Origin of the sequence: Streptomyces sp. NPDC050732 (assembly GCF_040654255.1) — a bacterium.
In the GTDB taxonomy this organism is placed as follows: domain Bacteria; phylum Actinomycetota; class Actinomycetes; order Streptomycetales; family Streptomycetaceae; genus Streptomyces.
Genome location: NZ_JBFAHP010000036.1, coordinates 47,496 through 69,986, shown reverse-complemented (window position 1 = coordinate 69,986; position 22,491 = coordinate 47,496). Strand labels below are relative to the sequence as shown.

Sequence of the window (22,491 nt, the reverse complement as noted above, 5' to 3'; positions counted from 1 at the left end):
AAGCTACCCCCCCCGTAGGACGGGTACCAAGCACGCGAGGGCATTTACATATGCCACTCGCAGGCGGCGCCTTGGGCGATGCCTTGTAGGGCTGAAGACTTAAGACGCTGTCGGAACTGCTGCCGCACACGGACTGCCGCACGCGGGCAGCCGTTCGGGACGCGAAGTGCTGGAAACGAATCCTCTCCCGTCCATGGAAATGAACGGGAGAGGTGAGGAGGCCGGGCGTCAGCCTCGCGGCATCTTGGGCGGGCGGCCGCCCTTCACACCCTTCGGCATGGGCCCCTTCGGCAGCGGCATGTTCGACATCAGGTCGCCCATCGCGCGCAGCCGGTCGTTCGTCGCCGTGACCTGCGGGCCCGTGAGGACGCGGGGAAGCTTCAGGAGCGTCGTCCGCAGCTTCTTCAGCGAGACCGTGCCCTCGGTGGTGCCGACGATGACGTCGTGCACCGGGACGTCCGCCACGATGCGGGCCATCTTCTTCTTCTCGGCGGCCAGCAGGCCCTTCACGCGGTTCGGGTTGCCCTCCGCGACCAGGACGATGCCGGCCTTGCCGACGGTGCGGTGCACCACGTCCTGGCTGCGGTTCATCGCGACCGCGGGGGTCGTCGTCCAGCCGCGGCCGATCTTGTCGAGCACCGCGGCCGCCGCACCGGGCTGGCCCTCCATCTGCCCGAAGGCGGCGCGCTCGGCCCTGCGTCCGAAGACGATCGCCATCGCGAGGAAGGCGAGCAGGAAGCCGAGAATGCCCAGGTAGATCGGGTGACCCACCCAGAAGCCGATCGCGAGGAAGACGCCAAAGACGACGATTCCCACAGCCGCGATGATGAGACCGATCTTGGAGTCGGCCCGCCGGGTCATCTTGTAGGTCAGAGCGATCTGCTTGAGTCGCCCTGGCTCCGCGGCCGCATCCGCCGCGGTGGTTTCCTTCCTCGCCATGCCGAGAAGTCTACGTGGCCCCGGAGGCAACTACGACGTGCGGGTTGTCGTCAGGGTCTCTTCGAGTACCCGCAGCGCCTCGACCCGGTCCTTGGCGCGGCGCCGGTCCTCCAGGACGGAAGTCCAGGCGTTGCGCCGTGCGGTGCGCTGGCCGCCGCTCATCAGCAGCGACTCGACGGCGCGCAGGGCGGTGGAGACGGACGGGATGGCGGTGGCGCGAACGGGCGCGGCCTGCATGATGGGGCCCTCCTGGAGAGCGGCTCGGGTGGGGGGAGCGGCTGTGGATGAGGCTGGGCTACGGGGATGGCTGGGCTATGGGTAAGGCTGTACGTGCGGTAGTACCAGGGTCACTGATTGGTGTTACCAGGACGTGACCGACCGGTCAAACGCCGATGAAACCTTGACGCGAGGGCCCAAAACGCTGACGCGGCCCATACGGTCCCGTTCACCTGCGGGGATCGTATGGACCGCGTCATTACGGCCAGTACCGGGCGGTAGTCGCTTGTGCGCCGATTCACACAGTCGGTGCGTGCCCGGCACGTGCCTGTGTCACACCGCTTGCGACGCCACGTAAGCGCCGCGCTTCTCGATCGCCATCTGGTACAGGCGACCCGCGCGGTACGAGGAGCGGACGAGCGGGCCGGACATCACGCCGGAGAAGCCGATCTGCTCGGCCTCCTCCTTCAGCTCCACGAACTCCGCGGGCTTCACCCAGCGCTCCACGGGGTGGTGGCGCGGCGTGGGACGCAGGTACTGGGTGATGGTGACGAGCTCGGTGCCCGCCTCGTGCAGCTGGCGCAGCGCCTCACTGACCTCTTCGCGGGTCTCGCCCATGCCCAGGATCAGGTTGGACTTGGTGACCAGACCGGCCTCGCGGGCCTTCGTGATGACGTCGAGGGACCGCTCGTAACGGAAGCCGGGGCGGATGCGCTTGAAGATGCGCGGCACCGTCTCGACGTTGTGCCCGAGGACCTCGGGACGCGAGGAGAAGACCTCGGCCAGCTGGTCGGGGTCGGCGTTGAAGTCGGGGATGAGGAGCTCGACCTTGGTGTAGCCCTCGGCGCGCTCCGCCGTCATGGCGTGGATCTGGCGCACCGTCTCGGCGTACAGCCAGGCGCCGCCGTCCTCCAGGTCGTCGCGGGCGACGCCGGTGATCGTGGCGTAGTTCAGGTCCATCGTGACGACGGACTCGCCGACGCGGCGCGGCTCGTCGCGGTCGAGGGCCTGCGGCTTGCCGGTGTCGATCTGGCAGAAGTCACAGCGCCGGGTGCACTGGTCGCCGCCGATGAGGAACGTGGCCTCGCGGTCTTCCCAGCACTCGTAGATGTTCGGACAGCCCGCCTCCTGGCAGACCGTGTGCAGGCCCTCGCTCTTCACGAGTTTCTGGAGGGCGTTGTACTCGGGGCCCATCTTCGCCCGGGTCTTGATCCACTCGGGCTTGCGCTCAATGGGGGTCTGGGCATTCCGGACCTCCAGGCGCAGCATCTTGCGTCCGTCGGGTGCGACTGCGGACACATCGGCTCCCAGTTAGTCGGCGTAGTCTTCGATTCTTCGGCGCACACCAGGGTACGCCCGTCATGTCGTTGGGCTTACTTCCAGCCAACCTCTGGCCAACGGGGTGCATTCCCCTTCGGGGCTCAGACGGCTGCCGGGGTGTCCGGCTTCTCGACGACGCGCGGCTTCAGCTCCGCGTTCTCCAGCACGTCCCGCAGGTGCCGCTCGGCGACCGGCAGCACGTCGGCGATGGTGATCTCGCGGTCCAGCTCGTACGAGAGGGACGTCACGCCCGCGTCGCGGATGCCGCACGGGATGATCCGGTCGAACCAGGTGTTGTCCGGGTTCACGTTGAACGAGAAGCCGTGCATCGTGACGCCCTTGGCGACGCGGATGCCGATCGCGGCGATCTTGCGGTCCTCGCGGCGCTGGCCCGCGTTGGACGGGGCGTACTCCGGACCGTTGAACCGGGCGTCGAACTCGTCGTCCTGGAGCCGCGGGTCGAAGTCGAGGGAGAGGCCGCCGAGCGCGGGGCGCTGCTCCACCGGATCGCCGAGGACCCAGACGCCGCTGCGGCCCTCCACGCGCGTGGTCTCCAGGCCGAACTCCGCGCAGGTACGGATGAGCGCCTCTTCGAGGCGGCGCACGTGCGCCACGACGTCCACCGGGCGCGGCAGCTTCTGGATGGGGTAGCCCACCAGCTGGCCCGGGCCGTGCCAGGTGATCTTGCCGCCGCGGTCCACGTCGATGACGGGAGTGCCGTCCAGCGGGCGCTCGCTGTCCTCGGTGCGGCGGCCCGCGGTGTAGACCGGCGGGTGCTCCAGGAGCAGGCAGGTGTCCGGGACCTCGTCGGCGAAGCGGGCGGCGTGCACCCGGCGCTGCTCGTCCCACGCCTCCTGGTACTCCACGGAGTCCGGGCCGAAGCCCAGCCGGACGAACCGAAACTCACTCACGGCAGGTGCCTCCCTGAACGTTCATCGTGCACATATCGCGCCCCAGCCACTGTACGGGCCCCCTCCGCCGGCAACCTCGGCCCGGGTTCCTCACACGATCGGATGAATGCCCGGAGAAGCCGCCTCCGCGGGCTGTGACGGCCGTTACATTCACGCCGTTCACGAGGCCATAAGGGCTGCTCAAGGCAGGCCCGAAAGGCAGGAGACCGCACAGCCGATGACGGAACGACCCCCGCAGCGCACTCCCAACCGCCAGCTAGCCGCGCTCATCTCGGAAGCCGGATTCTCCAATGCGGGCCTCGCCCGCCGCGTCGACCAACTGGGTCTTGAGCACGGACTCGACCTGAGGTACGACAAGACGTCCGTGACCCGCTGGCTCCGTGGCCAGCAGCCGAGGGGCACCACACCCGCGCTGATCGCCGAGGTCTTCACGAGACGGCTCGGCCGGCGCCTCTCCGCCCAGGACCTGGGTCTCGACGCGTGCGCTCCGGTGTACGCCGGTCTTGAGTTCGCGGCCACTCCCGAGGAGGCCGTCGACATCGTCGGCGGCCTGTGGCGCAAGGACTCCGGAAGCCACGCGGAGCTACGGAAGATCGCGTTCACCCCGGCCGGGCTCGTGGTGCCGAGCCGGGACTGGCTGATCGGCCGCGCCGACGAACGCGTCGGCCGCGGCGACGCCGACCCGTCCCACACGCGCGTGCCCGCCCAGGGCCGCCCCGCCGTGCCCCGGCAGCGGCAGGGCCCCGAGCGCGGCCCGGGCCAGCGGGTCAGCAGCGGCGACATCGCCGCGCTGCGCTCGGTGGGCGAGCTCTTCCGCGCGCTCGACCACGCGTACGGCGGCGGGCACGCCCGGCAGGCCCTGGTCCGCTATCTGGAGCACGAGGCCGAGCCGATGCTGCGCGGTGTCTACGGAGAGCAGGCCGGGCGGCGGCTCTTCGCGGCCGCCGCCGACCTGACCCGCCTCGCGGGCTGGACGTCGTACGACATCGCGGCCCACGGCCTCGCCCAGCGGTACTACGTCCAGGCGCTGCGCCTGGCGCAGGCCGCGGGCGACCGGGCGTACGGCTCGTACGTCCTGGTCACGATGAGCCGCCAGGCCGTCTACCTCGGCCACGGGCGCGAGGCCGTCCAGCTCGCGCGCGTCGCCCAGCAGGGCGTCGGCTCCGCCGCGCCGCACGTCGTGCAGGCCCTGCTGTACGCCGCGGAGGCGCGCGGGCACGGGGTGCTCGGCGAGGTGCGGGCCTGCACCGCGGCGCTCGGGCGCGCCGAGCGGTCGCTGGAGGCGGCGCGGCCCGGCGACGAGGTGCCGCACTGGGCGCGGTTCTTCGACGAGGCGCAGCTGGCGGACGAGCTGGGGCACAGCTACCGCGACCTCCAGCAGTACCGCGCGGCGGCCCAGTACGCCGAGCGCTCCCTCCAACTGCGCGCCCCCGCCTTCGCGCGCAGCCGCCTGTTCTGCCGGGTCGTCCTCGCCACCGCGCGGCTCGGCCTCGGCGAGCTGGAGGTCGCCTGCCAGCTGGGCGCCGAGGCCGCGCAGGCGGCGGGGGAGATGCGGTCCGCGCGGGCGCACGAGTACGTACGCGAATTCGAGCGCCGTCTTGAGCCCTACCGGGACGCGGCCCCGGTGCGCGGCTACCGGGACAGGGTCGCGGCGCTGGGGTGAGGCCGCGGCCCGGGAGAAGCCCCCGCGTGGGGGGCGCGGGGGCTTCCGGGGGAGCCGGCCCAGGGACAGGCATGGGGACGGGTCAGGCGGCGGTGGGCAGGGGCTCTTGGGTGTACGAGGAGGCGATGCCGAAGTCGGTGAGGACGGCGTGGGCCGCGCGCCGCCCCGAGTGCAGGGCGCCCTGGACGGTGCTGGTGTCCCGGTGGTCGCCGCAGACGTAGAGCCCCGAGAGCAGCCGCACCGGGCGCCGCACGTCGTGCGGGGGCGGCATCGCGGGCACGGCCTCGCGGGTGTGGTGGACGGCCAGCGGCTCCCAGCGGTCGGTCGGCGTTCCGTACAGCGCGGCGAGATGCGCGCGGACGGCCGGCTCGTCCGGCGGCGGGCCGAGGACCGTCGAGGAGACGAGGACGCGGTCGGCGGGCGCGCGCGACGGGTCGACCTGGCTGATGACCGCGGTGTGGGCGACCGGCCCCGCACGGTCCGCGTCCAGGAGCAGTGCGGGCCCGTCGAGCGGCGGTTCGGGTGCCGTGTGGTGGACCACCGTCACCTCGTGGAAGGGCGGCACGCGCAGGCCGGGCAGGAGGTCGGCGGCGGCGCGCGCGTCGGTGGCGAGGAGGACCGCGCGGCAGGCGATCTCGCCGTGCTCGGCGGTCCTGACGGAGCTCGTGGAGACCGAGGTGACGCGGACGCCGGTGCGGACCACGCCGGGCGGCAGGGCGGTGGCGAGGAGCTCGGGCAGGACGTCCGCGCCGCCCTCCGGCAGGCAGAGACGGCCGCGGGCGAAGGCGTGCAGGGCGAGGTCCGCGCACCGGCTCGACGTGGTCAGGCCCGGGTCGCAGAGGAGTGCGGAGAGCAGCGGGCGCAGGAAGCCGTCGATGGTGCGGGCGGGCAGTCCGCGGGCGGCGAGGGCGTCGGCTGCGGGGAGTTCGGGCCGGGTCAGGAGGCGCTCGACGGGGGTCGCGGCGATGCGGGCGAGGGCGGCGCCGAGCCGGGCCTGGTCGAGGGGGGCGCTCGTCAGGGCGCGCGCCGCCGTGAGTGCGCCCCTTGCGCTCCGTCCGGGCAGTCGCTCGGCGGCGCGGTACCGGCGGCCCTCGCTGTGCACGAGGAGGCCGGGCGCGAAGGGGCGCAGGACGAGGGAGTCGAGCCCCGGGGTCCTGCGCAGCTCCGGATACGAGGTGGCGAGGAGCTGGCCGATTCTGTCTAGCCGGAATCCGTCGACCTTCTCGGTCGACATCCGGCCGCCGACGTAAGGAGCGGCCTCCAGGACCACGGTCGTTACACCGGCGCTGGTCAGCCGATGCGCTGCCGAGAGCCCGGCGGCGCCGGCTCCCACGATGACGACATCCGCATGGTGCGCATGCTCTGGCACGTGCCCCTCCCGAGGTCGCGCGGCTGCTGGGTTGCTGATGCCCCCAACAGGGCTCCGGAATACCCGAGTTCGGCACGAGGGTAGGAGCGGTTCCGGTCAGAAGGAGTCGCGCATCGACCGGGCACGGTCGCACGTAGGTCGCACAGTGGTCACGTGATGGAAGGATTCGGTCCCTTTCTGTCGGGACCGGGCACCTCACCTCAGCGCAGCCCGGATCGCCTCCTCGATGCCGGGGAACGCGAAGGTGAAGCCGGACTCCAGGAGCCGCGTCGGAAGCACCCGCTGGCTGCCGAGGACGTCCCCCGCCATCTCGCCGAGGACCAGGCGCAGCGCCGGCGCGGGCGCGGTGAAGACGGTGGGCCTGCGCAGCACCCGGCCCATCGCCGCCGTCACCTCGCGGTTGGTGCGCGGCTCGGGCGCCGTGAGGTTGAACGGGCCCGACAGCGTCTCCGTGTCGATCAGGTGCCGCAGCGCGGCCACCTCGTCGTGCAGGGAGATGTGACTCCAGTACTGCCGGCCGTTGCCCAGGCGCCCGCCGAGCCCCGCCTTGAAGAGCGGGAAGAGCCGGCCCCATGCGCCGCCCCCGCGGCCCACCACGAGGCCGTTGCGGGCGAAGACGGTACGGATGCCCGCCTCCTGGGCCGCGGCCGCGGCGGCCTCCCACTCCACGCACAGCGACGGCAGGAAGCCCCGCCCGGCAGGGGCGCTCTCGTCGACCGCCCGCGAACCGGTGTCTCCGTAGTAGCCGATCGCGCTGGCGTTCACGAACACCCGCGGCGGCTCGTCGAGCGAGGCCACGGCGGCGGCGAGCGTGCCGGTGCCGAGCACCCTGCTGTCCCTGAGCTCCCGCTTGTAGGCGGCCGTCCAGCGGTGGTCCCCGATGCCCGCGCCCGCCAGGTTGACGACCGCGGTGCAGCCCGCGAGCCCGGCCTTGTCGACGAACCCCTCCTGGGGGTCCCAGCGCACCTCGTCCTTGCCGCGTGGCGCCCTGCGCACCAGCCGTACCACCTCGTGCCCGTCGGCGGCCAGGGAGCGCGTGAGCGCCGTACCGATGAGCCCGGAGGCGCCGGACACTGCGACGCGCGAGTGTGTGGTTTCCATGCGTTCCATCCTGCCCCGGGAAGCCGCGCGTGCGCCCGCTCCGCGCACCCGACGCGGCGCGCGATCCGGCCGCCGTACAGTGGCGCCATGCCGGACATGCACATACGCACCGCACTGCCCGAGGACGACGACGCGCTCGCCCGTCTCGACCGTGCCGCCTGGTCCACGCTGCACGCGGTGCAGCCCCGCCCCGAGCCTCCCTACGAGCCCTTCTTCAACGACCGCTTCGGGCCCCGCGACCACCTGGTCGGCGAGGTGGACGGGCGGATCGTCGGCTATGTGAAGCTCGGCTTCCCCACCCCGCTGCTCGTCAACGCGCACGTGCGCCAGATCCAGGGCTTCGTCGTCGCCGAGGAGGTGCGCGGCCGGGGCGTCGGCAAGCGGCTGCTCCGGGCGGCCATGGACGAGGCCCGCCGCCAGGACGCGGTGCGCATCACCCTGCGGGTGCTCGGGCACAACACCCCCGCCCGCAAGCTGTACGAGGCGGAGGGCTTCGTCATCGAGGGCGTGCTGCCCGGCGAGTTCCTGCTGGACGGCGCGTACGTCGACGACATCCTCATGGGCCGCGCCCTCTGACCGGACGACCCGGCGAACGCCCCGGCGAATGACCCGACGGACCTGCCCGGCGTGCGGGGGCGCCGCGCCCGTAGGAGCGTGAAGAGATGATCAGGGCTGCGGCCAGACGGCGCGACGCGGAACAGCGCGACTGGCTGCTGCGTGGCACGCCGCCCCCGCCCTGGGTGCGCTGGCCCCCGCCGCTGCTCCTCCTCGCGATCGTCCTCGTCCAGCTGGTCACCCCGAAGACGGTGGACCTCAGCTTCCTGGTCGCGGCCGTCCCGCCGCTGGCCGCCCTGTCGTACGGGCCCGCCGCCACGGCGGTCGTCGGCGGTGTCGTCGTCGCGCTGCTCTCCCTGCCGCGCTTCGGCCTCGGCCACCCGGGCAACAGCGACGAGCTGACGATCAGCTTCATCGCGGTGCTCAGCGTGGTCTTCGCCTGGGTGCGCAGCCGCCGCGAGGCCCAGCTCGTGACCGTCCGCACGGTCGCCGAGGCGGCCCAGTTCGCGGTCCTCCCACCACTGCCGGAACGGGTCGGCCGGGTGCGGTTCGCGGGCCTGTACCAGGCCGCGGAGCACGAGTCGCTGGTCGGCGGCGACTTCTTCGACGTCCGCAGAGGGCCGCACGGGGTGCGCGCCCTCATCGGTGACGTGCAGGGGCACGGGCTCGCGGCGGTCGGCACGGTCGCCGCGCTGCTCGGCGCGTTCCGCGAGGCGGTCATCGACAAGGCGGACCTGGAAGGGGTCGCCGCCCAGCTCGACCGCAGGCTCGTCGTGGACTCGGCCGGGCAGGAGCACGCCGAACTGTTCGCGACGGCGGTGCTCCTGGAGTTCCCCGACGACGCCTCCGTCGTACGCGTCGTCTCCTGCGGACACCCGCCGCCCCTGCTGCTGCGCGGCCCCGAGGTCACCGAGCTGGACGTGACCTCCGGCGCGCCGCTCGGCCTCGGCATCGCGGGCGTCGCCCCGCCCGAGGGTCTCACGGTGCCGCTGCTCGCCGGGGACCTGCTGTTCGGCCTGACCGACGGGGTGAGCGAGGCACGGGACGCGTCCGGCACCTTCTACCCGCTGGACGAACGCCTCACCGCGCTGCTCAAGGCGGACCCGGCGCTGCTCGACGACCCGGCGGCACTCACGGAGCAGGTGTGGGCGGACGTGGTGCGGTACGCGGGGCGCGTACGGGACGACGTGACGATGATGGTGTTCGCGCCGGGGCCGCTCGAAGCCGCGTGACGGGCGTGGGGGAGCAGCGGGCGCACGGGAAGCGACTGGAGCGACGGGCGTAACCGGTCAGCGGTCCCAGCCGCCCGTCAGCTCCTCCAGGCACCGCACCGCGAGCTCGGCGGGCGAGCCGGGGCCCGTCACGTCCGCGTCCGACTCCGCCCACACCTCCAGGGCGATGCGGATCGCGTCGGTCGCCGCGGCGGCGGCGATACGGACCTCCAGCGGCCGCGCCCCCGTCCCGGCGAGCTCCGCGACGACGGGCCGCAGCCGTTCCTCCGACTCCTGGTTCACGCGGTACCAGACAGCGCGCAGCGCCGGGTCGCCGGCGGCCGCGCGGAGCAGCCCGCGGACCTGCCGCAGCCCGGCAGCGGCGGTCTCGTCCGGCGCGGCGAGCGCCTCGGAGATCGCGCCCCGCAGCGCCTCGGGGAGCGGCGCGCCCGGCTCGCTCCCGGCCAGCAGCGCGCGCCACCGTTCGCCGCCGACGGCGAGCAGCGGGCCCACCGCGTCCTGCTTGGTGCGGAAGTACCGGTAGAAGGTGCGCAGCGCGACCCCGGCCCGGCCCGCGATGGCCTCGGCCGTGGTGCCGTCGGGCCCGTGCGCGGTGAAGAGCTCCGCCGCGGCGTGCGCGATCTCCAGCTGGGTGGCCAGCTTGCGGCGCTCCGTGAGGGAGAGGGGCGGCGGGGGCGGCGACTGGTTGTTCACGCGCCGAAGACTACGCCGACCGCGCCAGGCGGGCACGGTAAGTCAAGGTGGCATAACGTGCCACATGGGCGTAGCGTGTATCGGGAAAGCATCACCACCGCGAGAGCCGGAGTACGCCATGCAGAGCGCCACGCAGCACCTGAACCGTTACGAGGGGCGCCGCGCCCTGGTCACCGGCGGCGGCTCCGGCATAGGCCAGGCGACCGTCCTGCGCATGCTGGCCGAGGGCGGCAGCGTCGTCGCCGCCGACGTCAGCGAGGACGGCCTCAAGGACACCGTTGCCAAGGCGGGAGCCGACGCGGAGCGCCTCACCACCGTGGTCGTGAACATCGCCGACGAGGCCTCGGTCCGCGCCGGTGTCGCCGCCGCCACGGCCGCGCTCGGCGGCCTGGACGTCCTCGTCAACGCCGCGGGCATCCTGCGCTCCGCGCACACCCACGAGACCACCCTCGACGCCTTCAACCAGGTCATCGGCGTCAACCTCACCGGCACCTTCCTGATGATCCGGGAGGCGATCCCCGCACTGCTGGAGGGCGACGGCGCCGCCGTCGTGAACTTCAGCTCGACGTCCGCGATGTTCGCCCACCCGTACATGGCGGCGTACGCGGCGAGCAAGGGCGGCATCCAGTCCATGACGCACGCGCTGGCCGCCGAGTACGGCAAGCAGGGCATCCGCTTCACCGCCGTGCAGCCCGGCTCCATCTCCTCCGGGATGACGGACGGCTCCGGCGCCAGCAGGCAGAGCGTCGGCCCCGGCCTGCCCGCGGACGCCGACATGAGCCTGTTCGTGAAGCTCGCACCCGCCCTCGGCCAGGGCTTCGCGGGCCCCGAGACCGTCGCCTCCGTCGTCGCCATGCTCGCCTCGGACGACGGCCGCTTCATCACCGGCACGGAGATCCGCATCGACGGCGGCACGCACTTCTGATCCGGCGCCGGCGGTCCGGCCTCAGTCGGCCATGAAGCGGTCCCACAGCTTCGGATACCGCTCCGCGAGCACCGCCTCGTCCTCGAAGTCGAGCGGGGTGCCCTCCGGTTCGGCGGGGGCGGGCGGGATGCCGAGGTCCGGGGTGTCGAGGCCGGTGAGCTGCTCGTACGCCTCGTCCGCGGCGTAGCCGAGCTCCTCGCCGTCCCCGTCGAGCTCCTCGTCGAACTCGTCGAGGAGGTCGGCGAGCGCGTCCGGGTCGTGCACCGCGCCCTCGTAGACCGCCCGGCCCTGCCCGATCAGCCAGCACCGGAAGTAGTCGAAGGCGTCGTCGCTCGCGCCGCCGAGCAGCACCGAGGCCGCGCCCCACAGATCCCAGCGGTAGGCGCGGTTGTAGCGGGCCTCGAAGTGACGGGCGAAGTCGAGGACCGAGTCCGGGTCCGACTGCAGCAGTCTCTCGACCAGCAGCTCGGCGTGGTCCTCGGGGTCGCCGTCGGCGGCCTCGCGGGTGCTGTCCACGATCTCCCAGAACTCCGTCTCGTCCATCACGGGTCCAGCATCGGTCCTGGGGAGTGGGGGCGCACGCGGAGTGCGCCGGAATGCGGCTGTCTCGTTATGCGCGCACATGCCCGTGGAAAGACCGACAGAAGATGTCCCCTTTTGGTGGCAGCCTCCTGGACATGAACACCACCCAGACCCTGACCGGGAAGATCGCCCTCGTCGCGGGCGCCACCCGCGGCGCGGGCCGCGCCATGGCGGTGGAGCTCGGCCGCGCCGGAGCCACCGTGTACGTGACGGGCCGGACCACCCGCGCGCACACCAGCGAGAGCGGCCGGACCACCGAGACCATCGAGGAGACCGCCGAACTGGTCGACGCGGCCGGCGGCGAGGGCATCGCCGTACCCACCGACCACCTGGAGCCCGGCCAGGTCGAGGCGCTCGTCGACCGGATCGACCGCGAGCGGGGCCGCCTGGACATCCTCGTCAACGACATCTGGGGCGGCGACATCCACGTCGAGTGGGACAAGAAGATGTGGGAGCACGACCTCGACAAGGGGCTGCGCATCCTGCGCCTCGGCATCGAGACCCACATCATCACCAGCCGGTACGCGCTGCCGCTGCTCGTCAGGAACCCCGGCGGCCTCGTCGTCGAGGTCACCGACGGCACCCAGGAGTACAACGGCCCCAACTACCGCAAGCCGTTCTACTACGACCTCGCCAAGGCCGCCCCGCTGCGCATGGCGCGCGACCTGGCCGAGGAGGTCGCGGAGTACGGCTGCACGGCGCTCTGCCTCACCCCCGGCTGGCTGCGCTCCGAAGCCATGCTCGACACCCACTTCAAGGTGACCGAGGACGACTGGCGGGCGGGCTGCGAGCAGGACCCGCACTTCGCGATCTCCGAGACGCCGACGTTCGTGGGCCGGGCCCTCGTCGCGCTCGCCGCCGACCCCGAGGTGGCACGCCACAACGGCGCATCCCTCTCCAGCGGCGGCCTCGCCAAGGAGTACGGCTTCACGGACGTGGACGGCTCCGCGCCCGACGCCTGGCGGTACATCACGGAGGTCGACCAGGAGAGCCCCACGGCGGACGTCACCGGCTACCGGTAGGGCGTCAGCGGTAGAGCGCCGCCGAGCGCGCCGCGGCCGCCGCGAAGCGTGCGCGCAGACTCAACGGCTCAAGCACCTCCACCTCCGGGCCGAGTGCCATGAGCTGCGTGTACGCCACGTCCTCGTTCTCGACGGGCAGGGTGACCGTCACCCGGCCCGTCGCGTCCGGCTCGCCCGCCGACTCCATCGCCTCGCGGGCGACGCCGCGGTCGGTGGCGTACGGCAGCTGCCGCATGCCCGCGTCGGAGAGCCGCACCACGACCTCGGCCCGCAGGATCGCCCGCGCGAACTGCGCCGCCCGCTCCTCCCAGAAGCCCGGCAGGTCGAACTCCTCGTCCCGCGCGAACCGCTCCTCACCGGCCTCCACCGCGGTGAACCGGTCGATGCGGTACACGCGGTACGCCCCGGAGTCGGGCACCCGCGCGCACAAGTACCAGACGCCCGCCTTGAGCACGAGACCGTACGGCTCCAGCTCCCGCTCCACCTCGGTCTCCTGGCGGCGGTAGCGGGCGGTCACGCACCGGTCGTCCCAGACCGCGTCCGCCACCGCGGGCAGCAGCTCCGGGGCGGGCGTCTCCTGGAACCAGCCCGGCGCGTCCAGATGGAACCGCTGCGAGGCGCTCTGCGGGGCGTCCCGCAGCGACGGCATGAGCGCCGCCGACACCTTGAGCCGGGCCGCGGACGCCGCGTCCGCGAGCCCCATCTCCCGCAGCGCGCCCGGCACCCCGGACAGGAACAGCGCCTCGGCCTCGCTGCGGCCGAGCCCGGTGAGACGGGTGCGGTAGCCGCCGATCAGCCGGTAGCCGCCGGTGCGGCCCCGGTCGGCGTAGACGGGCACGCCCGCCTCGGACAGCGCCTGCGCGTCGCGCGTGATGGTCCGCTCGGACACCTCCAGCTCGGCGGCGAGCTCGGCGGCGGTCATGGAGGGCCGTGCCTGGAGCAGGAGCACCATCTTGATGAGGCGGGCAGCGCGCATGGCCCCATGATGCCGGTGCGGACATACGGGTGCGGCCCCCGCCGTCAGGCAGGGGCCGCACCCGTATGTCGAGCCGGAGACTCACAGGCCGTACTTGGCCCGGGCCTCCTTCACCGCGGACGCGGGCACCTCGCCACGGCGGGCGAGCTGCGCCAGCGCGGCGACGACGATCGACTCGGCGTCGACACCGAAGTGGCGGCGCGCGGCCTCACGCGTGTCGGAGAGGCCGAAGCCGTCCGCACCGAGCGAGGAGTAGTCCTGCTCGACCCACTGCGCGATCTGGTCGGGGACCTGACGCATGTAGTCGGAGACGGCGAGCACGGGGCCCTGCGCACCCTCAAGCGCCTTGCGCACGTAGGGAGTGCGCTCCTCGCCGCGCAGCAGCGCCTCGTCCGCCTCCAGGGCGTCACGGCGCAGCTCCGTCCAGGAGGTGGCGGACCACACGTCGGCGGCCACGCCCCACTCCTCGGCGAGCATCTTCTGGGCCTTCAGGGTCCAGTGGATGGCCGTGCCGGAGCCGAGCAGCTGGATGCGCGCGGCGTTGGCAGCCGGGGAGAGGCCCGCGGACTCCGCCGTGTTGAAGCGGTAGAGGCCGCGCACGATGCCCTCGTCGACGCCCGCGGGCTTCGCGGGCTGCGGCATGGGCTCGTTGTAGACGGTGAGGTAGTAGAAGACGTTCTGGTCCTCGCCCTCGTGGGCCTCGCCGTACATGCGGCGCAGCCCCTCCTTGACGATCGCGGCGATCTCGTAGGCGAACGCCGGGTCGTAGGAGAGCGCGGCCGGGTTCGTCGCGGCGATGACCGGCGAGTGGCCGTCCGCGTGCTGCAGGCCCTCACCCGTCAGCGTCGTACGGCCCGCGGTGGCGCCGACGAGGAAGCCGCGGCCGAGCTGGTCGCCGAGCTGCCACATCTGGTCGGCCGTGCGCTGCCAGCCGAACATCGAGTAGAAGATGTAGAAGGGGATCATCGCTTCGCCGTGCGTCGCGTACGACGTGGACGCGGCGATGAAGTCCGCCATCGAACCGGCCTCGGTGATCCCCTCGTTGAGGATCTGGCCGTCCTTGGCCTCCTTGTAGTACATCAGCTGGTCGCGGTCGACCGGCTCGTACGTCTGGCCCTTGGGGGAGTAGATGCCCAGGGACGGGAAGAGGCTCTCCATGCCGAAGGTGCGCGCCTCGTCGGGGACGATCGGCACCCAGCGCTTGCCGGTCTGCTTGTCGCGTACGAGGTCCTTGACCAGGCGTACGAACGCCATGGTCGTCGCCACCGACTGCGACCCGGAGCCCTTGTCGAAGGAGGCGAACGTCTTGTCCGCGGCGGCGGGCAGCGGGGCCAGCGGCTGCGTGCGGCGGGCCGGAGCCGGGCCGCCGAGCGCGGCACGCCGCTCCTGGAGGTAGCGGACCTCGGGGGAGTCGGCGCCCGGGTGGCCGTACGGCACCTGGCCGTCGGCGAAGGCGCTGTCCGGGATCGGCAGGCCGAGCAGGTCCCGCATGTCCTTGAACTCGTCCACCGTCAGCTTCTTCATCTGGTGGTTGGCGTTCTTGGACTCGAAGCCCTTGCCGAGGGTGAAGCCCTTGACCGTCTGCGCGAGGATCACGGTCGGCGCGCCCTTGTGGGTGAGCGCCGCACGGTAGGCCGCGTACACCTTGCGGGCCTCGTGGCCGCCGCGCGAGAGGTGGAAGCACTCGCTGATCTTGTCGTCCGTGAGCAGCTTGCCCAGCTCGACGAGCGCGGGCTCGGAGCCGAAGAAGTGCTCGCGGATGTAGGCGGCGTCGCGCGTCGCGTACGTCTGGAACTGCGCGTCCGGCACCTCGCGGAGGCGGCGGACCAGGGCGCCCGTGGTGTCGAGCTGGAACAGCTCGTCCCAGGCGTTGCCCCACAGGACCTTGATGACGTTCCAGCCGGCGCCGCGGAACTGCGCCTCCAGCTCCTGCACCACGCGGAAGTTGGCGCGGACCGGGCCGTCGAGGCGCTGCAGGTTGCAGTTGATGACGTACGTGAGGTTGTCGAGACCCTCACGCGCGGCCAGTGCGAGGGCCGCCGTCGACTCGGGCTCGTCCATCTCGCCGTCACCGAGGAACGCCCACACGTGCGAGGCGGAGACGTCCTTGATGCCGCGGTTGGTGAGGTACCGGTTGAAGCGCGCCTGGTAGATGGCGGAGAGCGGGCCCAGACCCATGGAGACGGTCGGGAACTCCCACAGCCAGGGCAGGCGGCGCGGGTGCGGGTAGGAGGGCAGGCCGTTGCCGCCGGCCTCCTGGCGGAAGTTGTCGAGCTGCGCCTCGTTCAGGCGGCCGTCGAGGAAGGCGCGGGCGTAGATGCCGGGGGAGGCGTGGCCCTGGATGTAGAGCTGGTCGCCCGATCCGTCCCCCTCCTTGCCCTTGAAGAAGTGGTTGAAGCCCGTCTCGTACAGCCAGGCCGCCGACGCGAAGGTCGCTATGTGGCCGCCGACGCCGTGCTTCGAACCGCGGGTGACCATCGCGGCCGCGTTCCAGCGGTTCCACGCGGTGATCTTCCGCTCCATCTCCTCGTCACCGTCGACGGACGGCTCGGCGGAGGTGGGGATCGTGTTGACGTAGTCGGTTTCGAGGAGCTTGGGCAGCGCCAGGCCCGCGCCCTCGGCACGCTCCAGCGTGCGGCGCATCAGGTACGCGGCACGGTGCGGCCCGGCCGCCTGAGTAACGGCGTCCAGGGAGGCCTGCCATTCGGCGGTCTCCTCGGGGTCGCGGTCCGGGAGCTGGTCGAGCTCGCTCGGCTGGATTGCGGAGGGGTCGGTCATTGCGCCGCCTTCCTGAGTCGGAGGGGGTCCCCTGTTTCGGTAAGGGGTGGGGGTGCCCGATGTCTTTGGCAGGACAGGGCGTGAGGCTCTGGTGAGAGCCATCGACGACTGTAAGCCCGTGATCGATGATCGATCAAAGCGTTGAGCGAAAAACTTCCCCAGATTGCGAAAGTCGGCATCCGGTGCCAGTAAAACGGGCACGCGGTGCCTTCGATTTGAAGGGTTTACGCAGGTGGGAGCACGTCTGCCGGCACGTCTGCGGGCCCACGGACACGGATGAGCGCGGGATCAGGCCCGCGGCGCGCAGCCCAGGACGTGCGCCTTCACCAGGTCGGCGATGGCGGGGTCGCGGCGGCGGAAGGCGGAGACCAGGGCCTCGTGCTCCTCCGCGTACGACTGCTGGACCGTGCCGAGCCAGCGGATGGACAGCGCCGTGAAGACCTCGATGCCGAGGCCCTCCCAGGTGTGCAGGAGGACGGAGTTGTCCGCGGCCCGCACCAGCTCCCGGTGGAAGCCGACGGTGTGCCGCACCTGCCCGGTGCCGTCCGACGCGCGGTCCGCCTCGTACAGGGCCGCGACATGGGGCTCAAGGGCCGAGCAGTCCGCGGCGAGCCGCTCCGCGGCCAGCTCGGCCGCGATGGCCTCCAGACCGGCCCGGACGGGGTAGCTCTCCTCCAGGTCGGCGGCCGTCAAGTTGCGTACGCGTACACCCTTGTTGGGCGCGGATTCGATGAGCCGCAGCGTCTCCAGCTCGCGCAGCGCCTCGCGGACCGGGGTCTGGGAGACCTCAAGCTCGACGGCGATCCGGCGCTCCACGATGCGCTCGCCCGGCTTCCAGCGCCCGCTGACGATCCCCTCCACGATGTGCTCGCGGATCTGTTCGCGCAGCGAGTGAACGACGGGCGCGGTCATGAGAGCTCCTCCGGCAGGGGCTGCGGACCCCAAGGGCGTGTGACCCCTAGACAATACGGCGACGCCCCCGCCCGGAAGACTCCGGACGGGGGCGTACGCGCTGATGAGACGAGTGTTACAGCCTCACGCAAGGGGCGGACTACAGGCCGAGCTCGACCTCGAACTCGCCCGCCTCCAGGATCGCCTTGACCGCGGTCAGGTAGCGGGCGGCGTCCGCGCCGTCCACCAGACGGTGGTCGTAGGAGAGCGACAGGTACGTCATGTCACGGACGGCGATGGTCTCGCCGAGGTCCGGGTGGTTGATGACGACCGGGCGCTTCACCGTGGCACCGATGCCGAGGATCGCGGCCTGGTTCGGCGGCACGATGACCGTGTCGAACAGGGCGCCGCGCGAACCGGTGTTGGAGATCGTGAAGGTGGCGCCGGACATGTCGTCCGGGGTGAGGCCACCGCCACGGGCCTTGCCGGCCAGCTCGGCGGTCTTCTTGGAGATACCGGCGATGTTCAGGTCGCCCGCACCCTTGATGACCGGCGTCATCAGACCCTTCTCGGCGTCCACGGCGATGCCGATGTTCTCCGAGTCGAAGTACGTGATGGTGCCTTCGTCGTCGTTGATCCGGGCGTTGATGACCGGGTGGGCCTTCAGCGCCTGGGCGGCGGCCTTGACGAAGAACGGCATCGGCGAGAGCTTGACGCCCTCGCGGGCCGCGAAGGAGTCCTTCGCCTTGGCGCGCAGCTTCATCAGCTTGGTGATGTCGACCTCGACGACCGAGGTCAGCTGGGCCTGCGAGTGCAGCGCCTTCATCATGTTGTCGCCGATGACCTTGCGCATGCGGGTCATCTTGACGGTCTGGCCGCGGAGGGGGGAGGCCTCCAGGGCCGGAGCCTTCGACGACGCGGCCGGCGCGGCGGCGGCCGGCGCGGGGGCCGACTTCTTGGCCTCGGCGGCGGCGATGACGTCCTGCTTGCGGATGCGGCCGCCGACACCGGAACCGGTGACCTCGGAGAGGTTCACGCCGTTCTCGGACGCGAGCTTGCGGACCAGCGGGGTGACGTAGGCACCGTCGTCGGCCGGGGTGGCCTGCGCCGGGGCGGCCGGAGCGGCGGGCTGCGCCGGAGCCGGGGCCTGAGCCGCGGGCCGGGCCGGAGCGGCCGGGGCCTGGGCGGCGGGCTGCGCGGGAGCCGGGGCGGCCTCCTGCTGGGGAGCCTCCTGCTTCGGGGCCTCCTGCTGCGCGGGGGCGGCCGGGGCCGGAGCCGGGGCCTCGGCCTGCGCCGGAGCGGCACCGGGCGCACCGATGACGGCGAGCTTGGCGCCGACCTCGGCGGTCTCGTCCTCACCGACGACGATTTCGAGCAGTACGCCCGCGACCGGCGACGGGATCTCGGTGTCGACCTTGTCCGTCGAGACCTCCAGGAGGGGCTCGTCGGCCGCGACCTCCTCGCCGACCTCCTTCAGCCAGCGGGTGACGGTGCCCTCGGTGACGGACTCGCCGAGCGCGGGCAGGGTGACCTCGGTGCCCTCGGCGGAGCCGCCGGACTGGGCCGGGGCCGCCTGCTGCTGGGGGGCCTCCTCCTGCGCGGGGGCGGCCGGGGCCTCCTCCTGTGCGGGGGCGGCGGGGGCCTCGGCCTGCGCCGGGGCGGCCGAGCCGCCCGCGTCGCCCGAGCCGTCGTCGATGACGGCGAGCTCGGCGCCGACCTCGACGGTCTCGTCCTCGGCGACCTTGATGGAGGCCAGGATGCCCGCGGCGGGGGAGGGGATCTCGGTGTCGACCTTGTCGGTCGAGACCTCCAGCAGCGGCTCGTCGGCCTCGACGCGCTCGCCCTCGGCCTTCAGCCAACGGGTGACAGTGCCCTCGGTGACGCTCTCGCCGAGCGCCGGAAGGGATACGGAAACCGCCATGGTTTCAGTTGCTCCTTACGAAAATTGCGGAAAGTCTGGTCGTCGCGCCCGTGTGACTGGGTCAGTCGTGGGAGTGCAGCGGCTTGCCCGCCAGTGCCAGGTGGGCCTCGCCGAGCGCCTCGTTCTGCGTCGGGTGGGCGTGGATGAGCTGGGCGACCTCGGCCGGCAGCGCCTCCCAGTTGTAGATCAGCTGGGCTTCGCCGACCTGCTCACCCATGCGGTCGCCGACCATGTGGACGCCGACCACGGCACCGTCCTTGACCTGGACGAGCTTGATCTCGCCCGCGGTCTTCAGGATCTTGCTCTTGCCGTTGCCCGCGAGGTTGTACTTGAGGGCGACGACCTTGTCCGCGCCGTAGATCTCCTTGGCCTTGGCCTCGGTGATGCCCACGGAGGCGACCTCGGGGTGGCAGTACGTCACCCGGGGCACGCCGTCGTAGTCGACCGGGACGGTCTTGAGGCCGGCCAGGCGCTCCGCCACCAGCATGCCCTCGGCGAAGCCGACGTGCGCGAGCTGGAGGGTCGGCACCAGGTCGCCCACGGCCGAGACGGTCGGGACGTTGGTCTGCATGTACTCGTCGACGAGGACGTAGCCGCGGTCCATCGCGACGCCCTGCTCCTCGTAGCCGAGGCCCTGCGAGACCGGGCCGCGGCCGATGGCGACCAGGAGGACCTCGGCCTCGAAGGTCTTGCCGTCCGCGAGGGTGACGCGCACGCCGTTCTCGGTGTACTCGGCCTTGTCGAAGAAGGTGCCGAGGTTGAACTTGATGCCGCGCTTGCGGAACGCGCGCTCAAGAAGCTTGGAGCTGTTCTCGTCCTCGACGGGCACGAGGTGCTTGAGGCCCTCGATGACCGTGACGTCGGTCCCGAAGGACTTCCACGCCGAGGCGAACTCGACGCCGATGACGCCGCCGCCCAGGATGATCGCGGACTCCGGGACGCGGTCCAGGGTCAGCGCGTGGTCCGAGGAGATGATGCGGTTGCCGTCGATCTCCAGGCCCGGCAGCGACTTCGGCACGGAGCCGGTCGCGAGGAGGACGTGGCGGCCCTGGACACGCTGCCCGTTCACGTCCACGGAGGTCGGCGACGAGAGCTTGCCCTCGCCCTCGATGTACGTCACCTTGCGGGAGGCGATGAGTCCCTGCAGGCCCTTGTAGAGGCCGGAGATCACGTCGTCCTTGTACTTGTGGACGGCCGCCATGTCGATGCCCTCGAAGGTGGCCTTCACGCCGAACTGGTCGGCCTCGCGCGCCTGGTCGGCGATCTCGCCGGCGTGCAGCAGCGCCTTCGTGGGGATGCAGCCGTTGTGCAGGCAGGTGCCGCCGACCTTGCCCTTCTCGATCAGGGCGACGTCCAGGCCCAGCTGCGCTCCGCGCAGCGCCGCGGCGTAACCGCCGCTACCGCCGCCGAGGATCACTAGGTCGAAAACGGTGCTGGCGTCGTTCGCCACGTCACGTCCTCCATGCATGTGCGCCGTACGCCGGACCCCTTTTCGCGGGGGACGACCGGTCGGTCGGCTGGTATTCGGCCGCTCTTGTTTCGGCCCTTTGGTGGGGGCCCTGTCCTGCCGAGAACCCATCTTCGCACTTGTCGCCGGGAGACGGGACGCCGGGCCAGGCTGTGAGACGTTCGATCGACCGTCTCCAGGGCCTTGTGTTGCGTACGAACGTACGGATTTCGTCGAGGGCGAAATCACGCAGGGGCCCCGGACACCAGACGGGTCCGGGGCCCCTGTGCGCGTACGTGGATCAGCCGAGGTCGCCCGCGGCGGTGTGCTCGGCGAGCCGGACCAGGGTGCGGACGGCGGAGCCGGTGCCGCCCTTGGGGGTGTAGCCGTAGGGGGCGCCCTCGTGGAAGGCCGGGCCCGCGATGTCCAGGTGGGCCCAGGTGATGCCCTCGCCCACGAACTCCTGGAGGAAGAGACCGGCGACCAGGCCGCCGCCCATGCGCTCGCCCATGTTGGCGATGTCGGCGGTGGGGGAGTCCATGCCCTTGCGCAGGTCGGCGGGGAGCGGCATCGGCCAGGACGGCTCGCCGACCTCCTCGGCGATCTCGTGGACCGACGTACGGAAGGCGTCGTCGTTCGACATGATGCCGAAGGTGCGGTTGCCGAGCGCCATCATCATGGCGCCGGTCAGCGTCGCCACGTCGACGATGGCGTCGGGCTCGTCCTCGGAGGCCTTGGCGATCGCGTCGGCAAGGACCAGGCGGCCCTCGGCGTCGGTGTTGAGGACCTCGACGGTCTTGCCGCTGTACATGCGCAGGACGTCGCCGGGGCGGGTCGCGGAGCCGGACGGCATGTTCTCGGCGAGCGCCAGCCAGCCGGTGACGTTCACTTCGAGGCCGAGGCGCGCGGCGGCGACGACGGCGGCGAAGACCGCGGCGGCGCCGGCCATGTCGCACTTCATGGTCTCGTTGTGACCGGCGGGCTTCAGCGAGATGCCGCCCGAGTCGTACGTGATGCCCTTGCCGACGTAGGCGAGGTGCTTCTTCGCCTTGGAGTGCGTGTACGACAGCTTCACCAGGCGCGGCGGGGCGTCCGAGCCGGCGCCGACGCCGAGGATGCCGCCGAAGCCGCCCTTGGCGAGAGCCTTCTCGTCGAGCACCTGGACCTTGATGCCGTGCTCCTTGGCCGCGGCCTGGGCGACGGCGGCGAAGGCCTCGGGGCTGAGGTCGTTCGGCGGGGTGTTGACCAGGTCGCGGGCGCGGTTCAGTTCCTGGGCGACGGCGGTGGCGCGCTCGACGGCGGCCTTGTACGCCTTGTCGCGGGGCTTGGCGCCGAGCAGCACGGCCTCGGCCAGCGGGGCCTTGGCGTCCTTGCCGTTCTTCTTCGTGGCCTTGGTGTCGGCCTGGTCCTTGTACGCGTCGAAGGAGTACGCGCCGAGCAGGGCACCCTCCACGATGGCACCGGCGTCGTCGGCGTCCTCGACGGGCAGCGCGAACGCGGCCTTCTTCGCACCGGTCAGCGCGCGGGCGGCGGCGCCGGCGGCGCGGCGCAGCGCGTCCGTGCCGTACGTCTCGTCCTTCTCCGGGACCCCGCCGAGACCGACCGCGACGACGACCGGCGCCTTGAAGCCGGACGGCGCGGGGAGCTTCGTCACCTCGCCCTCACCGCCCGAGGCGCCGAGGGTCTCCAGGACGGACGCGAGCTTGCCGTCGTACGCCTTGTCCACGGCCTCGGCGCCGGGGGCGACGACCAGGCCCCCCTTGGATCCAGCGCCCTTCGCGACACCGACGACGATCGCGTCGGCGCGCAGGCCGGTCGCGGCGGCGGTGCTGAGAGTCAGAGCAGTCACGGTGGTGAGGTCCTCTTTCAGTGAGTTTCGTCGGGCTGTGGGGTGGTGAGCCCGTCGCGAGCCTACGCCCGTGAGCGCTGCGGTGCGCCTCACTGTGTGTG

19 protein-coding genes are annotated in these 22,491 nt (G+C 72.1%); 5 read left to right on the top strand and 14 right to left on the bottom strand.

The genetic code is table 11. The features are described 5' to 3' along the window. Positions 1 to 228: 228 nt before the first annotated feature. The 4 genes from AB0H82_RS28755 to lipB form a co-directional block, all read right to left on the bottom strand. Complete coding sequence (locus tag AB0H82_RS28755) at positions 229 to 939, bottom strand: DUF4191 domain-containing protein (protein ID WP_362997746.1); 711 nt, start codon at positions 937 to 939, stop codon at positions 229 to 231. A 30-nt stretch (positions 940 to 969) separates the two neighbouring features. Continuing rightward, positions 970 to 1,176: a hypothetical protein gene (locus tag AB0H82_RS28750; RefSeq protein ID WP_362997744.1), complete on the bottom strand. Its 207-nt coding sequence runs from the start codon at positions 1,174 to 1,176 to the stop codon at positions 970 to 972. Between the two features lie 312 nt (positions 1,177 to 1,488). Beyond that, positions 1,489 to 2,454: a lipoyl synthase gene (locus AB0H82_RS28745; protein WP_362997742.1), complete on the bottom strand. Its 966-nt coding sequence runs from the start codon at positions 2,452 to 2,454 to the stop codon at positions 1,489 to 1,491. 122 nt (positions 2,455 to 2,576) lie between these two features. Beyond that, positions 2,577 to 3,386 carry a lipoyl(octanoyl) transferase LipB gene (gene lipB, locus AB0H82_RS28740; RefSeq protein WP_362997740.1) on the bottom strand — a complete coding sequence of 270 codons (810 nt, stop codon included), beginning with the start codon at positions 3,384 to 3,386 and terminating at the stop codon, positions 2,577 to 2,579. A gap of 217 nt (positions 3,387 to 3,603) precedes the next feature. On the opposite strand from lipB, the gene AB0H82_RS28735 reads away from it, so the two are divergent. Beyond that, positions 3,604 to 5,049, top strand: a complete 1,446-nt coding sequence (locus AB0H82_RS28735; protein WP_362997738.1) for a regulator — start codon at positions 3,604 to 3,606, stop codon at positions 5,047 to 5,049. 82 nt (positions 5,050 to 5,131) lie between these two features. On the opposite strand, the gene AB0H82_RS28730 is transcribed toward AB0H82_RS28735, so the two are convergent. Beyond that, positions 5,132 to 6,418: an NAD(P)/FAD-dependent oxidoreductase gene (locus AB0H82_RS28730; RefSeq protein ID WP_362997736.1), complete on the bottom strand. Its 1,287-nt coding sequence runs from the start codon at positions 6,416 to 6,418 to the stop codon at positions 5,132 to 5,134. A 195-nt stretch (positions 6,419 to 6,613) separates the two neighbouring features. Beyond that, positions 6,614 to 7,528 carry a TIGR01777 family oxidoreductase gene (locus tag AB0H82_RS28725; RefSeq protein WP_362997734.1) on the bottom strand — a complete coding sequence of 305 codons (915 nt, stop codon included), beginning with the start codon at positions 7,526 to 7,528 and terminating at the stop codon, positions 6,614 to 6,616. A gap of 78 nt (positions 7,529 to 7,606) precedes the next feature. Here AB0H82_RS28725 and AB0H82_RS28720 point away from each other — a divergent pair, with 78 nt between their 5' ends. Both AB0H82_RS28720 and AB0H82_RS28715 read left to right on the top strand, forming a co-directional pair. Then, complete coding sequence (locus tag AB0H82_RS28720; RefSeq protein ID WP_362997732.1) at positions 7,607 to 8,095, top strand: GNAT family N-acetyltransferase; 489 nt, start codon at positions 7,607 to 7,609, stop codon at positions 8,093 to 8,095. 86 nt (positions 8,096 to 8,181) lie between these two features. Then, a complete protein-coding gene (locus AB0H82_RS28715; protein WP_362997730.1) occupies positions 8,182 to 9,306 on the top strand; it encodes a PP2C family protein-serine/threonine phosphatase in 1,125 nt (374 codons plus the stop codon). Positions 9,307 to 9,363: 57 nt separating this feature from the next. On the opposite strand, the gene AB0H82_RS28710 is transcribed toward AB0H82_RS28715, so the two are convergent. Beyond that, positions 9,364 to 9,999 (bottom strand): TetR family transcriptional regulator, encoded by a 636-nt coding sequence (locus AB0H82_RS28710; protein ID WP_362997728.1) that lies wholly within the window; start codon positions 9,997 to 9,999, stop codon positions 9,364 to 9,366. Between the two features lie 118 nt (positions 10,000 to 10,117). Between AB0H82_RS28710 and AB0H82_RS28705 the strand changes: the two genes are divergently transcribed. Continuing rightward, complete coding sequence (locus AB0H82_RS28705; protein WP_362997726.1) at positions 10,118 to 10,924, top strand: SDR family NAD(P)-dependent oxidoreductase; 807 nt, start codon at positions 10,118 to 10,120, stop codon at positions 10,922 to 10,924. 21 nt (positions 10,925 to 10,945) lie between these two features. Here the strand turns inward: AB0H82_RS28705 and AB0H82_RS28700 are convergent, their stop codons facing one another. Beyond that, positions 10,946 to 11,467, bottom strand: coding sequence for a DUF4240 domain-containing protein (locus tag AB0H82_RS28700; RefSeq protein WP_362997791.1), 522 nt, complete (start codon positions 11,465 to 11,467; stop codon positions 10,946 to 10,948). A 134-nt stretch (positions 11,468 to 11,601) separates the two neighbouring features. Here AB0H82_RS28700 and AB0H82_RS28695 point away from each other — a divergent pair, with 134 nt between their 5' ends. After that, a complete protein-coding gene (locus AB0H82_RS28695) occupies positions 11,602 to 12,528 on the top strand; it encodes an SDR family oxidoreductase (RefSeq protein WP_362997724.1) in 927 nt (308 codons plus the stop codon). Between the two features lie 4 nt (positions 12,529 to 12,532). Here AB0H82_RS28695 and AB0H82_RS28690 read toward each other — a convergent pair whose 3' ends face one another. The 6 genes from AB0H82_RS28690 to AB0H82_RS28665 form a co-directional block, all read right to left on the bottom strand. Next, positions 12,533 to 13,504: a WYL domain-containing protein gene (locus AB0H82_RS28690; RefSeq protein WP_362997722.1), complete on the bottom strand. Its 972-nt coding sequence runs from the start codon at positions 13,502 to 13,504 to the stop codon at positions 12,533 to 12,535. A gap of 81 nt (positions 13,505 to 13,585) precedes the next feature. Beyond that, positions 13,586 to 16,282 carry a pyruvate dehydrogenase (acetyl-transferring), homodimeric type gene (gene aceE, locus AB0H82_RS28685; RefSeq protein WP_362997720.1) on the bottom strand — a complete coding sequence of 899 codons (2,697 nt, stop codon included), beginning with the start codon at positions 16,280 to 16,282 and terminating at the stop codon, positions 13,586 to 13,588. Between the two features lie 288 nt (positions 16,283 to 16,570). Further along, positions 16,571 to 17,194 carry a GntR family transcriptional regulator gene (locus AB0H82_RS28680; protein ID WP_362997716.1) on the bottom strand — a complete coding sequence of 208 codons (624 nt, stop codon included), beginning with the start codon at positions 17,192 to 17,194 and terminating at the stop codon, positions 16,571 to 16,573. 139 nt (positions 17,195 to 17,333) lie between these two features. Further along, positions 17,334 to 19,094 (bottom strand): 2-oxoglutarate dehydrogenase, E2 component, dihydrolipoamide succinyltransferase, encoded by a 1,761-nt coding sequence (gene sucB / locus AB0H82_RS28675; RefSeq protein ID WP_362997714.1) that lies wholly within the window; start codon positions 19,092 to 19,094, stop codon positions 17,334 to 17,336. A 61-nt stretch (positions 19,095 to 19,155) separates the two neighbouring features. After that, the gene (gene lpdA / locus AB0H82_RS28670) at positions 19,156 to 20,544 is read right to left on the bottom strand and encodes a dihydrolipoyl dehydrogenase (protein ID WP_362997712.1); all 1,389 of its coding nucleotides are present in this window, start codon (positions 20,542 to 20,544) and stop codon (positions 19,156 to 19,158) included. 298 nt (positions 20,545 to 20,842) lie between these two features. Next, complete coding sequence (locus tag AB0H82_RS28665; RefSeq protein WP_362997710.1) at positions 20,843 to 22,390, bottom strand: leucyl aminopeptidase; 1,548 nt, start codon at positions 22,388 to 22,390, stop codon at positions 20,843 to 20,845. Between the last annotated feature and the right edge of the window lie 101 nt (positions 22,391 to 22,491).